Here is a 14345-nt window from a genome sequence, read left to right as displayed (position 1 = left end):
TAAATCATCTTCGCCCATCTTTCTGATGGCGGCGGGATGATACAGAACCCGGGCATTGGATCCAAGCCGCGTTGAGCATAAGTTTGTTGCAGCCGCGCAACAGAACAAGTTGCTGCGCAAGAAATCCCGCGCTTTTCTGAAAATTCAGCAGTTATTTGCGATTTTGCTATACACGGTTGAAATGCGGGCCGCCGACGACGATAGTTTTGGACTCTGCCTTTTGCATTCCCCTCCGGAGTTCCCATGCTCGGCGTCACAGACTACGGCGCGTTCGTCATCGCCTTCATCATTCTTCTGGCCATCCCCGGCCCGGGCAATTTCGCCCTGATCACCGCCACCGGCAAAGGCGGTATCAAGGCAGGGCTGGCCGCGACCTGTGGGGTGATCGTGGGCGACCAGGTGCTGTTGTGGCTGGCAGTAGCTGGCGTCGCCACGCTGCTGGCCACCTACCCCACGGCCTTCCACATGGTGCAATGGGCCGGTGCTGCGTACCTGGCTTACCTGGGGCTGCGCATGCTGCTGAGCAAACCCGGTGGTGCCGCACGCACCTGCCGCATGGATAACGGCCAGTACCTGCGCCAGACCATGATGATCACCCTGCTCAACCCCAAGGCGATCATGTTCTACATGGCGTTTTTCCCGCTGTTCGTCGACCCGGTGAATCACCAGGGGCTGGTGACGTTCGGCTTCCTGGCGGCGACCGTGGCGGTGATAACCTTTCTGTACGGGCTGATTGCCGTGGTGCTGACACACAAGCTGGCCGAGCGCATGCGCGCCAACCCGCGAATGACCAACCTCTTCGAGCGGCTGGCGGGGGCTTGCCTGGTGGGATTTGGTATCAAGTTGGCGGCGATGCGCTAATCCAGAGGCTGTTTTTGTCCGCTCAGGGGGCTGCCAAACGGCCCCTCTCACCTCAAGAACTCAGAATCATCCCCTTCCGTGTAGGGCGTTTCCCAAACATACTGCCAACCCGCTCAAACTGTTGCGACGGATTCGGTCGCGCTCTAGTCTCAGCTTGTCGTTGTGTAATCAGCGACCGGCTTTGACAGGCTGACTACTCAAGTTTCCGTTGCAGCGCTTAATGGCAGCTGTGCATGGGGCACATTCGTGTGCGCCGGGTCCTTGGGTACCGGTCTGTCAACCCATGTATAGCTGCCTCCATTCGTTTGACAGCGTTGCCAGGCGGCTCCACTACCCAAGGAGCTTACATGCGCAAGATAGTCCCCGATCCACCCTACTACCTCGATTCCACCCAGACCCTGCAAGACACCCTGGTCCAGTCCTCAGAGTACGTACTCTGCGCCCTGTCCGTGGCCCGCCAATCCGTGCAACTCAAACCGATCGCCCACAGCTCGATTGTGATGCAGGCCGTGATTCATGAAATGGAGGCGGTGCAGAGCCTCATCGAGTCGGCATTGATGCAATTGCAGATCTGGCCGCATTTACCTGCTGAGCCCTACACCTTGCATTAGCAGGTCCGGCCTCTTCGCGGCTGAAGCCGCTCCCACAGGGATATCACCGCACTCAGGCACTGCACAGTCCTTGTGGGAGCGGGTTCACCCGCGAAGAGGCCAGCCCAGACAACCAAGATTCCAGGGAGATGAAAACAATGCCAACAGACGACTCAAAAGAGCCCACCACAGCCGGCAAGACCTGTTTTTACCAAGGCGAAAACAACACCCACCCACTGTTCCGCATCGAGCCCGGCATCCCCTGCCAGGACGCCCGCGAACAAGCATCAGAACTCATGGGCTACGTCCGCGACCTGATCATCACCGGCCTGATGGAAGGCGACCAGAAACTGATCTGGGCCTCGCACTACCTCAGCGCGATGGCCAAGGCGCTTCTGGATGATGCTGAGTTGGGGATGATGAAGAAGTAAGGCACATCGAAAACGCCCCCTGGAAAACACCCAGGGGTTTCATTGATCGCGGCTCGCCGCAGAAAGACTCAAAAGCGCTCTCGACTGACGACGGGGTGCGACCACTTTCCCGCCATGTAGTCCATTTCCCAAACTCATACCAATCCCGCTCCAACCGTTGCCAGTCCTCAGCTTGCGACTTAGCCTCATTAGGTCATCGCCAATTCCAGGGCTGACGGTGATAGGCGGCCATCACCCTAGGTACATGCGCCCCTTTTCGAGGCGTCATCACGTCTAAACAGGACTGCAGCGCCACTCGGTCGCTCACTCATCGACAAGGAGTAGCCACTAGGCTACATTTAATGCATGCCGAATCAGATCGACACTACATCTGAATTTGACGACTGGCTGGACGGCGTAAAAGACCCAATTGGTAGAGGTGCAGTCACCTCAAGACTCGCCCGAGCGGAAAATGGCAGCTTTGGCGATGTAGAACCAGTTGGCGATGGCGTCAGTGAGATGCGCGTGTTTGTTAGCCCCGGGTATCGGATCTACTTCGTACGAACGGGCTCGGCCCGCTACCTGATGTTGTACGGTAGCGATAAAACGGATCAGCACAGAGCCATCAAGCCCGCCAAGGAAATTCTTGATGTTTTACGAGGCAAACGACGATGAGCGACAAATTCACCCCCGAAGACATGCCCATTCTTGAACTGGACTTGCGCAATACCAAGCGCTTCGAGGCTTCCCGGTTTCTCGACAGCCCAGAAACCATCGCGGCTTTCTTGGCAGAGGCAATGAAGGCTAACGACGCTCTCACCTTGATGCATGCTCTGGGTGAAGTGGCGAAATCCAAAGGCGTGAATCAGTTTGCGCAAGACGCAGGCGTCAATCGGGAATCTCTTTATAAAACCCTGAAGGGCGGCGATAAGACGCGTTTCTCCACTATTCAGAAGCTGATGCTGGCCTTGGGAGTTGAGTTAACCGTGAGGCCGCTCAAGAAGCTCCCTGCCTCGTCATAGGATCGTCCACCCAACATGTACGCGAGATGCCAAAAAGCCCTGTAACGAAAAAGCCCCTGAAAGCTTTTGCTTTCAGGGGCTTCATCTTGTATGGCGGAGAGATAGGGATTTGAACCCTAGGTACTGTTGCCAGTACAACGGATTTCGAATCCGTCCCGTTCGACCACTCCGGCATCTCTCCAATGCCGCGCATCATACCAGCGTTCTTTTAAAACGCAAATCTTTTTTTCAAAAAAATCGCGTGGTATCAGGCGCTTGCGTGAACGCGCCGCTTACAGCGGCACGCCCAGGCGCTTGGCAACTTCTTCGTAGGCTTCGATCACGTCGCCCAGGCCCTGGCGGAAGCGGTCCTTGTCCATCTTCTTGCGGGTTTCTTTGTCCCACAGGCGGCAGCCGTCCGGGCTGAACTCGTCGCCCAGCACGATCTGGCCGTGGAATACGCCGAACTCCAGCTTGAAGTCGACCAGCAGCAGGCCGGCGTCATCGAACAGCTTGGTCAGCACTTCGTTGACTTTCAGCGACAGCTTTTTCATTTCGACCAGCTGCTCGGCGGTGCCCCAGCCGAACGCGACAACGTGGGATTCGTTGATGAACGGGTCGCCCTTCTCGTCGTTCTTCAGGAACAGCTCGAAGGTGGACGGCTCCAGCTTGATGCCCTCCTCCACGCCCAGGCGCTTGACCAGGCTGCCGGCAGCGTAGTTACGCACTACGCACTCGACCGGGATCATGTCCAGCTTCTTCACCAGGCACTCGTTGTCGCCCAGCAGCTTGTCGAACTGGGTCGGCACACCGGCTTCTTCCAGTTTCTGCATGATGAAGGCGTTGAACTTGTTGTTCACCGTGCCTTTGCGGTCGAGCTGTTCGATACGCTTGCCGTCGAACGCCGAAGTGTCGTTACGGAACAGCAGGATCAAGCGGTCAGCGTCGTCGGTCTTGTAAACCGATTTGGCCTTGCCGCGGTAGAGTTCGTCGCGTTTTTCCATGATTGGGCTCCGCTTGCTTGAGGTGTTGGGCTAGGCGATTTCGCGCCAGTCGAGCCCGTGTTCCTGATTCGCCACCTGGAGCCAGTCCGGGTCGCACCCTAGGGTGTCGACGAAGCACTGGCGAGCCAAGTGTGGCAGGTTGTTCTTGCTGCTGAGGTGGGCCAGCACCAGGTGTTGCAGGTTGCTCCAGCCCAACTCGTGCACCAGGCGCGCGGCCTGGTGATTGTTCAAATGCCCTTGCATGCCACCTACCCGCTGCTTCAGGAAGACCGGGTAGTGACCGCGTGCCAGCAGGTCGCGACAGTGGTTGGCCTCGATCAGCAGTGCATCCAGGCCTTGGTAACGTTCCAGCAACAGCGCGTCGTACGAGCCCAGGTCGGTCAGCATGCCGAAGCGCCGCTGGCCGTCGCTGATCACGTATTGCAGCGGCTCGTAGGCGTCGTGCTCGACCCGCGCTGCGGTCACTTCCAGGCGGCCGATACGCAGGCTTTGGCCACAAGCGAGAAAACCGGCCACCTCCACCGGCTTGCGCATGCCGCGCAAGGTCCCTTGGCTGAGGTAGACCGGTACATCGTAGCGCCGCGACAGCAAGCCGACCCCATGCACGTGGTCGGCATGTTCGTGGGTGACCAGTACCGCGCTGAGCTGGGCCGCCGAGACACCGAGCAGCGCCAGGCGCCGCTCGGTTTCACGCAGGGAAAAGCCGCAATCGACCAGGATGAACGTGTCACCACTGGCGATCAGCGTGCCGTTCCCTTGGCTGCCGCTTCCGAGTACCGCGAAGCGCACTTAACCCAGGTGGTCCTGAATGGCGCTCAGCACACGGCGGGCGACATCGGCCGGAGCCACGGTGTTGATGTTTTTCTCGACCGTGACCTGCACGCTCTCACCCACCTTGCTCAGGCGCACCTGGTAGCGTTCGGCACGGGCTTCAAGCTCTTCCTTGGTCGGCGCGCTGCCGAACATGCGGCTGAAGAAGCCCGGCTGGTTCTGCTTGTCGTCAGGTTTTTCAGACAGGTTGATGTAGTACAGGCCCAGGCTGCGGTTGATGTCTTCGACACGCCACTCCCCGCCCTGCTCCAGCGCACGGCCCACACCCGACCAGGCGCGGTCCAGGTCAGAACCCAGGTACAGCACAGGGTTGCCGCTGCCGTCTTCGCTCAGGCTGACGCGGCTTGGCGCGTCGAAATCGCGCGCGGCCAGCAGCGAAACCGAACCGCCCTTCTCGGCGCTGCGGTTCATGCTGGCAAGCATTTCGTCGACCAGCAGGGCATCGGCACCGGTATTGCTGGAGGTTGACGGGAAACCTGGCTCGGCAGTGCTGCCGGCCGGGCGCTCGACGCTGACCACGTACACCTCGGAGGTGTTGCGCTGCACGCCAGGCTCCATGCGCACACGTACGCGCACTTCGCTGTCGCCGCTGCTTGCAGTACTGGCCAGGCGCTGACCGAGCGATGCCGACAGCTCGTCGAAACGCTGCCAGGTGGTGTTGAATTCACCGGTCTGCGGGCGCTCTTCAGCAATGCGGAAGCCGTTGTCCTCGAAGAACTGGCGGGCCACTGGCCACACCTCGGCAGGCGAATGCTGGGCCAGCACCCAACGGCTGCTGCCGCTGCGTTGCAGGCTGTAGTCGGTGACCTGAGCGGCGCCACCGGTCAACGGTTGCGGGCGCGGCACTTCGAACTCGCCCGTGGCGTTATCGTCGGCGACGTTACGCGGAATGGGCAGCAACGGGTCAAGTCGTTTGACGTTGCTGGCGTCCGGCGGCAGTTGCATCTGCGCAGTGGGGTGCGCCTGCAGGTAATCGCTGCCGCGGTCGCGGAAATAGCCATCCTCGCCCCACAGCCAGCCACACCCACTGGTGCTGGAGATAATCAGGGCAAGGGCGGAAAGACCAGCCAGTCGCTTCATGCGGTGTACTTCCTCTTAAACCAGTACGCCGGACTGGCGCAAGGCAGTACGGACTTTTTCGTGGCAGCCTTCGCTCAGCCAGGTCAGTGGCAGGCGAATGCCTTTGTGCATCAGGCCCATTTCCACCAGTGCCCATTTCACAGGAATCGGGTTGGCTTCGCAGAACAGGTCTTTATGCAGCGGCATGAGTTTTTCGTTGATTGCGCGGGCCTTCTCGGCATCGCCCTCAAGGGCGGCCTCGCACAGGTCGGCCATTTCGCGCGGGGCGACGTTGGCCGTGACGGAGATGTTGCCCTTGCCGCCCATCAGGATCAGCTCGACGGCAGTCGGATCATCGCCAGACAGGACGATGAAGTCCTTGCTGACGCCATCGAGGATGGCCTTGGCGCGAACCAGGTCGCCGGTGGCTTCCTTGATGCCGATGATGTTCGGCACGGTCGACAGGCGGATCACGGTCTCGGCCTGCATGTCGCAAGAGGTGCGGCCGGGTACGTTGTACAGGATCTGTGGAATGTCGACGGCTTCGGCAATGTGCTTGAAGTGCAAGTACAAGCCTTCCTGGGTCGGCTTGTTGTAGTACGGCACTACCAGCAGGCAGGCGTCGGCACCGGCGCTCTTGGCGTTCTGGGTCAGGTGCACGGCTTCGGCAGTGGAGTTGGCACCGGTACCGGCGATGACCGGAACGCGGCGGTTGCTGCGCTTGACGCGCTCGACCACGTGCTTGATGACCAGGATGTGCTCTTCGACATCCAGCGTGGCGGACTCACCGGTGGTGCCGACAGCGACGATCGCATGGGTGCCGTTTTCCAGGTGGAAGTCTACAAGTTTGTCGAGGCTGCCCCAGTCAACACGCCCTTGTGCATCCATGGGTGTGACCAGTGCCACCATACTGCCCGCAATCATGTAACTGCTCCTGCCGGAAAAAGAGAGCGGTAATGGTACTGGGGGCATCGACCTTGCACAAGCGAAGCAGGCGGGCGGAGCATTCCCCTCGGCGCCTTATTTCGCTACCCTTGACCCTTTGATCGGTGCAGCGCGGCCCGCCGGGCCGTCGACCTTGCTCCCCGCCAGCGTCCAATACCTCGCATGCGAGCCCCGGGCCCTGCCGACAGGAGGCTTCAGACCGTCCTGCACCGACCGCTCATCGCTTTAGGAATGCTGCATGTCCACCCCCACCTCCGTCCGCGAACAATTTCTTGTCATCAGTGCCTTGGGCCCGAATCCCATGGAACTGGCCAACGTCCTCAGCCGCGCTGCCTTCGAAAACCGCTGCGCGGTGGTCACCTCGCGCCTGAGCCGCCACGGCGAGACCAGTGCCCTGGTGCTGCAGGTGGGCGGCAGCTGGGACGCCCTGGCGCGCCTCGAATCCACCCTGCCAGGCCTGGGCAAGAAGCACGGCCTGACCCTGGACGTGGTGCGCAGCGCCGACCAGGAAGTGCGCCCGCAGGCCCTGCCCTACGTGGCTTATGTCAGCGCCGCCTACCGCCCGGACATCATCAACGAGCTGTGCCAGTTCTTCCTCGATCACCGCGTCGAGCTGGAAGCCATGACCTGCGACACTTACCTGGCACCGCAGACTGGCAGCAGCATGCTCAACGCCCAGTTCACCGTGATCTTGCCAGCCGGTACCCAGATCAGCTGGCTACGTGACCAGTTCCTGGACTTTGCCGACGCCCTGAACCTCGATGCACTGATCGAGCCATGGCGTCCACAGAACCCAATGTAAGGAAACCGACCATGGCTGTAGCACTCGACCAACCCGTTGCCGATTTCCAGGCCCAGGCCACCGGTGGGCACACCGTCAGCCTGGCCGGGCTCAAGGGCCAGCAAGTGGTGGTGTACTTCTACCCGAAGGACAGCACCCCGGGCTGCACCACCGAAGGCCAAGGGTTCCGCGACCAGCATGATGCTTTTGCCGCAGCCAACACCGTGGTGTTCGGGGTATCGCGCGATGGCATCAAGTCGCACGAGAACTTCAAGGCCAAGCAAGGCTTCCCGTTCGAGCTGATCAGTGACAAGGACGAGGCCCTGTGCCAGCTGTTCGACGTGATCAAGCTGAAGAAGCTGTATGGCAAGGAATACATGGGCGTTGACCGCAGCACCTTCCTGATCGACAAGGACGGTGTGCTGCGCCAGGAATGGCGCGGTGTGAAAGTACCCGGGCATGTGGATGCCGTGTTGGCGGCTGCCCAGAGCCTGAACAAGGCCTGAGATTGATTGGGGCTGCTTTGCAGCCCCAATTGCATTCACAGCATTGGCGAAACGCTAGGCTCCTGCCGCGGCCAGGCGTCCAGCACGGCCTTGATCAAGGTCGCCAGCGGGATGGCAAAGAAGATCCCCCAGAACCCCCACAACCCGCCAAACAGCAGTACCGCGCAAATGATCGCCACCGGGTGCAGGCTCACCGCCTCGGAGAACAGCAGCGGTACCAGCACATTGCCATCCAGCGCCTGGATGATCGCATACACCGTCATCAGGTAGATGAACTGGTCGCCCCAGCCCCACTGGAACAGCGCAATCAAGGTCACCGGTACAGTGACCACCACCGCGCCCACGTATGGCACCACCACCGACAACCCCACCAGTAGCGCCAGCAACGCTGCGTAGTTGAGCCCCAGGCTGATGAACGCAATGTAGGTGGCAATGCCGCAAATCAGGATCTCGATGCCCTTGCCACGTATGTAGTTGGCAATCTGCCGGTTCATCTCGCTGCCCACCCGGTTCAGCAAGGCACGCTGGCTGGGCAGGTAGCCACTGACCCAACGGCCGATCAATTCGCGGTCCTTGAGGAAAAAGAACACCAGAATCGGCACCAGCACCAGGTAGATCATGGCATTGACCAGCAACGGCAGGCTCGACAGCGAAAAGGTCAACGCCCACTGGCCGAACTTGCCGATTTCACCACGCACCGACTCGATAGCGTGCAGCACCTGCTCGTCCGACACCAGGTGCGGGTAGCGCTCGGGCAGCAGCAACAATAACGACTGCCACTTGCCAAGCATGCCCGGCAGCTCATTGAACAGGGTAATCAGCTGGTGCCACAACAGCGGTACCAACACCAGCATGAACACTGCCAACGCGCCCATGAACAGGGCAAAGACCAGCATCACCGCCAGCCGGCTCGGTACCCGCAGCCGTTCCAGGGCATTGACCAGCCCCTGCATGAGGAACGCCAGCACCATGCCCGCCAGCACCGGCGCGAGCATGCCGCCCAAGGTCAGCACGGCGGTAAAAGCCAGGAACAACAGGACAGCCAGCACCACCGCCTCCTCATCGGAGAAGTAGCGCTGCATCCAGTCGCGAAGCACTTTGAACATTGACGATCCTTGGAAAAGACTCAGGCCTTGCGCAGCCAGTAGGTATAGGTGCCGGCCTCAGCCGTTTCCTGTAGCAGGGTATGACCGGCCAGCCTGGCGAAAGTGCGGAAGTCGCGCTGGGAACCGGCGTCCGTGGCAATCACCTTCAGCACCGCGCCACTGGCCAGGCGATTCAGCTCCATCTTGGCCTTGAGCAGCGGCAAAGGGCAATTCAGCCCGCTGGCGTCCAGTTCGGCGTCGCAGGTCAGGGTGTCACTCATCGCGGGGCTCTCCAAAGGCATTGCCGGGTTGCTGCATGACAGGGTCAGCTAGGATAGCGCCACTGGTCGCCAACGTGTGAGCCCGCTACAGTAGGTATCTTTGACCGACGCGAGCTTCATGCATGAATCTACTGCGCCCTACCCTGCTGACGCTGGCCTGCCTGATGGCCCTTCCCGGCCATGCTGACGACCTGCCATCACTGGGTGACGCCAGTTCCGCGATCGTCTCGCCGCAACAGGAGCACCAACTGGGCCGTGCCTGGCTGAGCCTGCTGCGCGGCCAGGTCAGGCAGTTGAACGACCCGCAGCTCAAGGACTATGTCGAAACCAGCGTGTACAAGCTGGCCGAAACCAGCCAACTGCAGGACCGGCGCCTGGAGTTCATCCTTATCGACAGCCGCGAGCTCAACGCCTTTGCTGCGCCGGGCGGCATCGTCGGGGTCAACGGCGGGCTGTTCCTCAACGCCCAGACCGAGGGCGAGTACGCCTCGGTACTGGCACACGAACTGGCCCACTTGTCACAGCGCCACTTCGCACGCGGCGTCGAGGCCCAGCAGCGCATGCAACTGCCGATGATGGCCGCGCTGCTGGCCGGTATCGTGCTGGCGGCAGGTGGCGCTGGCGATGCGGGTATCGGCATGATTGCCGGCACCCAGGCGGCGGCAATCCAGGAGCAGCGGCGCTTCTCGCGGCAGAACGAGCAGGAAGCTGACCGCATCGGTATCCAGAACCTGGAAAAAGCCGGCTACGACCCGCGCAACATGCCGTCCATGTTCGAGCGGCTGGCGCGGCAGTACCGCTACGGCGCCAAGCCGCCGGAATTTCTGCTGACTCACCCGGTGACCGAATCGCGAATTGCCGACACCCGCAACCGTGCCGAACAGGCGCCCAAGGGCGGTGTCGAGGACAGCCAGCGCTACCAGCTGATTCGCGCTCGCGTAGCCCTTACCTATGAAGAAACGCCAGGCTTGGCGGCCAAGCGCTTTCGCACCCAGCTCGACGAAGACCCGAAACTTGACCCGGCACGCTATGGTCTGGCCCTGGCGCAGATCAAGGGCGGCCAGTTGAACGAAGCGCGTGAAATGCTCAAGCCGCTGCTGGCCAAGGCGCCCAACGACATCACCTACAACCTGGCGCAGATCGACCTGGACATCACCAACAATCGCCTGGCAGACGCGCAGCAGCGGGCCGAGCGGATGCAGGGGCTGTACCCGGGCAATTATCCGCTGAAACAGGTGCGGGCAGACTTGCTGGTGAAGCAGAACAAGCCAGCCGAGGCCGAAAAGGTGTTGAACGAGTTGATCAAGAGCCGGCCTGATGACCCGGACGTGTGGTACGACATGGCAGAGGTGCGGGGCTTGTCGGGCAATACCATCGGCTTGCACCGGGCGCGGGCCGAATTTTTCACGTTGGTGGGAGACTTTGACCAGGCGATCCAGCAGTTGGACTACGCCAAGCGCCGGGCGGGCGGCAACTTCCCACTGGCGTCGCAGATTGACCAGCGCCAGCGAGAGATCCTCGAACAACAGCGTATGGTTCGGGAAATGATGGGGCGCTAAGGGCCCTTTCGCGGGCACGCCCGCTCCCACAGGGACCGCACGCTCGCAAGCGTTGCGCTGTACCTGTGGGAGCGGGTTTACCCGCGAAGAAGGCGACGCGGTCTGGTGTCAGGCGTTACCGGACAGCTTCAGGCGCGCTGCCTGGGTAAAGTCCAGCATGCGGTTCAGCGGCTTGATCGCCTTGGGCACCAGCGCCGGGTCAACAAAGATCTCATCGCCACCATTGCGCAGGCAATGCAACACCCGCTCCAGGGTGTTCATCGCCATCCACGGGCAGTGCGCGCAGCTGCGGCATGCCGCGCCGTTGCCGGCGGTGGGAGCTGCAACGAACTCCTTGTCCGGGCACAACTGCTGCATCTTGTAGAAGATGCCGCGGTCGGTGGCGACGATGAAGGTCTTGTTCGGCAGAGTCTGCGCCGCCTTGATCAGCTGACTGGTGGAACCCACCGCGTCGGCCAGCTCGATCACCGACTCCGGCGACTCGGGGTGCACCAGAATCGCGGCGTCCGGGTACAGCGCCTTCATGTCGGCCAGCTGGCGCGACTTGAACTCTTCGTGAACGATGCAGGCACCGTCCCACAGCAGCATGTCGGCACCGGTTTGCTTCTGGATGTAACGACCCAGGTGCTGGTCCGGGCCCCAGATGATGGTTTCGCCGTTGTCCATCAGGCTTTCGACGATTTCCAGCGCGCAGCTTGAAGTCACGACCCAGTCGGCACGGGCCTTGACGGCAGCGGACGTGTTGGCGTACACCACAACGGTGCGCTCGGGGTGCTGGTCGCAGAAGGCGGAGAACTCTTCCACCGGGCAGCCCAGGTCGAGCGAGCAGGTGGCCTCCAGGGTCGGCATCAGCACGCGCTTTTCCGGGGTGAGGATCTTCGCGGTCTCGCCCATGAAGCGCACACCGGCCACAATCACCGTTTCGGCCGGGTGATTCTTGCCGAAGCGGGCCATTTCCAGCGAGTCGGACACGCAGCCGCCGGTTTCTTCCGCCAGGGCCTGGATGACCGGGTCGCAGTAATAGTGGGCAACCAGCACAGCGTTCTGGGCCTTGAGCTCGGCAGCGATGGCCGCACGGTATTCGGCCTCCTGCTCAGCTGTCAGCGGGTTGGGCTGCTTGGCGTCGAGGTGAGCCTGAACCAACAGGCGTTCGGAAATCTGGGTCATGATCGCTGGACCTGCAGGCGCGTGTGCGCGTCAAATCGAGTGTATCACCCGGCCCTGACAGATCGGCTAAGGGTGCCGGACGGCACGCAGGCCGCCACGGCCCTCTGCGGGCGCGGATTATTATCGGAGGCCGAAGGCTACAGACAATCCAGCGATTACTAAAGTGGTTTTTGTGTTGCCAGCACTGGCCTCTTCGCGGGCATGTCCGCTCCCACAGGTACGGCGCTGCCCTCAGGAGCAATGAGTAACCTGTGGGAGCGGGCGTGCCCGCGAAGAGGCCAGTCCAGGTTCAATCAAGAGGCCAGTCCAGGTTCAATCAATCAACCCTGCGGCGACAGGGCTGCCAGGTGTGCAGCCATGAGCATGGCAAACTCTTCCACGGTCATCTTCTTGCCGTTGAAATCAACCATGCCATCGGCATAGTGCAGGCTGCTCACCACATCGTTGCCTTCGACGGTGGCCAGGCCACTCTGCAGCGCCATCATGCCGACCATCTCCCCCGCCTGGCTGGACTGTGCAGCAATCGCCTGTGCGTCGGTCTGACCATCCAGCAGGGCCTGCAGGGTCGCCAGGTCACCCATCATTGGCTTGGACAGCGACAGTTTGCTCTTCACCCCGGTGATCAGCTGCTTGCTCAACTGGTCCGGTGGCAGGTCGAAGCTGGCCGGGGCGGCGAAGTCCATCGACAGGTTGAAACGGCTTTCGCCATTAGCCGTCTTGAACGACAGGTTTTCCATCGCCACCTTGGGCTTGGCGGCCAGCAGTTGCTGAAGGTCGCCCTGGAACCTGGCCTTCTCGGCCTCGTCCATCTCAATGTGCGGCACAGGCTGGCCAGCGGCAGCGGCGGCCTCGAATTCCGGCAGGTGTGCCTTGTACCACTGCGACAAAGCTTGCAGGGCCGGGGCATTGACCGAGGTGATGCTCACTGCCATCTGGGCCTTGCCCACCGCACGCCCATCCCAGGTGATATCGCCAAGCTTGTACTCGACGCGACCACCAACGGTATCCGGGCCGTCGAGGGTTTGCAGGGCGTTCTGCTCAATGCCTTTGATCAGCAGCACCTGCTGCTTGGGCCCAAGGGTGACCTTGGTTTCCGCGAGCAGCACCTCGGCGTTACCCACGTAAATGGCGTCGTGCTGCGTGGCCGCAAGGTTGCCGCCAACCTTGAGGCCTTTGAGTTCAAACGTGGCAGGTGGCTGGTCATCGCGCACAAGTTTCATCACGAAACGGTCGGCCTGGCCGTGGAATTTCGAAGCCTTGCCTTCCTTGTCGCCACTGACCTCCAGCTGCATGCCAGAGAAATCGATGCTGTTGCCGTCCGCCTCGTCCAGCTTGACCGGCGCCAGCCGGACCTGGCTGACCACACTGCCGCCGTAACCCAGGCTGGTCTGTGCGCTGACTGGGGCCTGCTCGCCTGCGGCGGCAAACCACGGCGCGGTGGCATCGTCCTTCTGCAGGGTGCTGTTGCTGACCGCCATCACCGGCATCAGCTTGAACGCCTTGACCCTCGACCAGGGAAACGGGCCGTGCTCGATCTGGTCGGTCACGCCCACGTCGAAGCTCACCACCTTGCCTTCACCCACGTTGATGTCGCGGGCCTTGAGCCGGTACTGGGCGGTACTGCTGAAGAAGTGCTGCTCCAGCGACACCCGCTCGACGCTCATGCTGCCACCGGTGGTCACCAGGGCCTTTTTGAGTTCGGCGTTGCTGCGGGCAACGGCGTTGTCCAGCTCGGCAGGCAGCTGCTTGCCGGTGTACCAGGCGCCAGCGGTGGATGCGACGGCAATGGCGATCGCCAGGCCGGAAAGGATGCCAACTGATTTCTTCATGAATAGAACCGATTGTCCGTAAGGGCTTCTTGGGCGACCGAAGGCCACGCAGGAAGCGAAGGGTACCACTGCGACATAAGTCGAGGGCCGGTCGGAAGCGAGAAATAACAATTTTTCGGACGCGTCTGACATCTCACATGGGAGCGTCAGATTCGTTAATTTTTACGGACATTCAAATTGATCAAAACCGCAAAAAACCGCGCAAAAAGCGAACAAAACCCCCTTTAAATCGATAAATATTTCAATTCAGTAACATCTTGTCATGTTTAACTTGACACCAACCTACCCATCGTTTTTTATTTTCACCACTTAGCGCGTTTCCCCCCGCGCCTTCCGCCGCTCCTACAAAAAAGGTGAACAACATGGAGCCCACCCGCTCGCCCTTGCCGCATGCGCAAAACACCGTGCCCGCCGTTTACGCTCAGGAGCCATGCCA

The 14345-nt window shown here is 61.1% G+C and carries 16 protein-coding genes and 1 tRNA gene; 8 read left to right on the top strand and 9 right to left on the bottom strand.

Annotated features, from left to right (window positions below; genetic code table 11):
* The first annotated feature begins 243 nt into the window (after nt 1-243).
* From P0Y58_08785 to P0Y58_08765, 5 genes are all read left to right on the top strand, one after another.
* Nucleotides 244-861 (top strand): LysE family transporter, encoded by a 618-nt coding sequence (locus tag P0Y58_08785; protein ID WEK32271.1) that lies wholly within the window; start codon nt 244-246, stop codon nt 859-861.
* Nucleotides 862-1208: 347 nt separating this feature from the next.
* Nucleotides 1209-1472: a hypothetical protein gene (locus P0Y58_08780; protein ID WEK32270.1), complete on the top strand. Its 264-nt coding sequence runs from the start codon at nt 1209-1211 to the stop codon at nt 1470-1472.
* A gap of 137 nt (nt 1473-1609) precedes the next feature.
* Nucleotides 1610-1882 (top strand): DUF3077 domain-containing protein, encoded by a 273-nt coding sequence (locus tag P0Y58_08775; protein WEK32269.1) that lies wholly within the window; start codon nt 1610-1612, stop codon nt 1880-1882.
* Between the two features lie 345 nt (nt 1883-2227).
* A complete protein-coding gene (locus P0Y58_08770; GenBank protein WEK32268.1) occupies nt 2228-2536 on the top strand; it encodes a type II toxin-antitoxin system RelE/ParE family toxin in 309 nt (102 codons plus the stop codon).
* Nucleotides 2533-2883, top strand: coding sequence for a putative addiction module antidote protein (locus P0Y58_08765; GenBank protein WEK32267.1), 351 nt, complete (start codon nt 2533-2535; stop codon nt 2881-2883). The genes P0Y58_08770 and P0Y58_08765 overlap by 4 nt, the downstream gene beginning before the upstream one ends.
* Nucleotides 2884-2974: 91 nt before the next feature.
* On the opposite strand, the gene P0Y58_08760 is transcribed toward P0Y58_08765, so the two are convergent.
* The 5 genes from P0Y58_08760 to dapA all read right to left on the bottom strand — a co-directional run bounded on the left by P0Y58_08760 (nt 2975) and on the right by dapA (nt 6680).
* Nucleotides 2975-3064, bottom strand: a tRNA-Ser gene (locus P0Y58_08760).
* A gap of 91 nt (nt 3065-3155) precedes the next feature.
* Nucleotides 3156-3866: a phosphoribosylaminoimidazolesuccinocarboxamide synthase gene (locus P0Y58_08755; protein ID WEK32266.1), complete on the bottom strand. Its 711-nt coding sequence runs from the start codon at nt 3864-3866 to the stop codon at nt 3156-3158.
* Nucleotides 3867-3896: 30 nt separating this feature from the next.
* Nucleotides 3897-4655 (bottom strand): MBL fold metallo-hydrolase, encoded by a 759-nt coding sequence (locus P0Y58_08750; protein ID WEK32265.1) that lies wholly within the window; start codon nt 4653-4655, stop codon nt 3897-3899.
* Nucleotides 4656-5777, bottom strand: coding sequence for an outer membrane protein assembly factor BamC (bamC, locus tag P0Y58_08745; protein WEK32264.1), 1122 nt, complete (start codon nt 5775-5777; stop codon nt 4656-4658).
* A gap of 15 nt (nt 5778-5792) precedes the next feature.
* Nucleotides 5793-6680: a 4-hydroxy-tetrahydrodipicolinate synthase gene (dapA, locus tag P0Y58_08740; protein ID WEK32263.1), complete on the bottom strand. Its 888-nt coding sequence runs from the start codon at nt 6678-6680 to the stop codon at nt 5793-5795.
* Nucleotides 6681-6939: 259 nt separating this feature from the next.
* On the opposite strand from dapA, the gene P0Y58_08735 reads away from it, so the two are divergent.
* The gene (locus P0Y58_08735; protein ID WEK32262.1) at nt 6940-7503 is read left to right on the top strand and encodes a glycine cleavage system protein R; all 564 of its coding nucleotides are present in this window, start codon (nt 6940-6942) and stop codon (nt 7501-7503) included.
* A gap of 11 nt (nt 7504-7514) precedes the next feature.
* On the top strand, nt 7515-7988 hold the full coding sequence (locus tag P0Y58_08730; GenBank protein ID WEK32261.1) for a peroxiredoxin: 474 nt from the start codon (nt 7515-7517) through the stop codon (nt 7986-7988).
* A 35-nt stretch (nt 7989-8023) separates the two neighbouring features.
* Here the strand turns inward: P0Y58_08730 and P0Y58_08725 are convergent, their stop codons facing one another.
* Nucleotides 8024-9094: an AI-2E family transporter gene (locus P0Y58_08725; protein ID WEK32260.1), complete on the bottom strand. Its 1071-nt coding sequence runs from the start codon at nt 9092-9094 to the stop codon at nt 8024-8026.
* Nucleotides 9095-9114: 20 nt separating this feature from the next.
* Nucleotides 9115-9354 carry a sulfurtransferase TusA family protein gene (locus tag P0Y58_08720; protein ID WEK32259.1) on the bottom strand — a complete coding sequence of 80 codons (240 nt, stop codon included), beginning with the start codon at nt 9352-9354 and terminating at the stop codon, nt 9115-9117.
* A 122-nt stretch (nt 9355-9476) separates the two neighbouring features.
* Here P0Y58_08720 and P0Y58_08715 point away from each other — a divergent pair, with 122 nt between their 5' ends.
* Nucleotides 9477-10913 carry a M48 family metalloprotease gene (locus P0Y58_08715; protein WEK32258.1) on the top strand — a complete coding sequence of 479 codons (1437 nt, stop codon included), beginning with the start codon at nt 9477-9479 and terminating at the stop codon, nt 10911-10913.
* Nucleotides 10914-11021: 108 nt separating this feature from the next.
* Here P0Y58_08715 and nadA read toward each other — a convergent pair whose 3' ends face one another.
* Nucleotides 11022-12080 (bottom strand): quinolinate synthase NadA, encoded by a 1059-nt coding sequence (gene nadA / locus P0Y58_08710; GenBank protein WEK32257.1) that lies wholly within the window; start codon nt 12078-12080, stop codon nt 11022-11024.
* Between the two features lie 320 nt (nt 12081-12400).
* Nucleotides 12401-13909 (bottom strand): YdgA family protein, encoded by a 1509-nt coding sequence (locus P0Y58_08705; protein WEK32256.1) that lies wholly within the window; start codon nt 13907-13909, stop codon nt 12401-12403.
* Between the last annotated feature and the right edge of the window lie 436 nt (nt 13910-14345).

This window comes from Candidatus Pseudomonas phytovorans (assembly GCA_029202525.1).
GTDB classification, from domain to species: domain Bacteria; phylum Pseudomonadota; class Gammaproteobacteria; order Pseudomonadales; family Pseudomonadaceae; genus Aquipseudomonas; species Aquipseudomonas phytovorans.
This window is presented reverse-complemented; position numbering and strand designations above follow the sequence as displayed.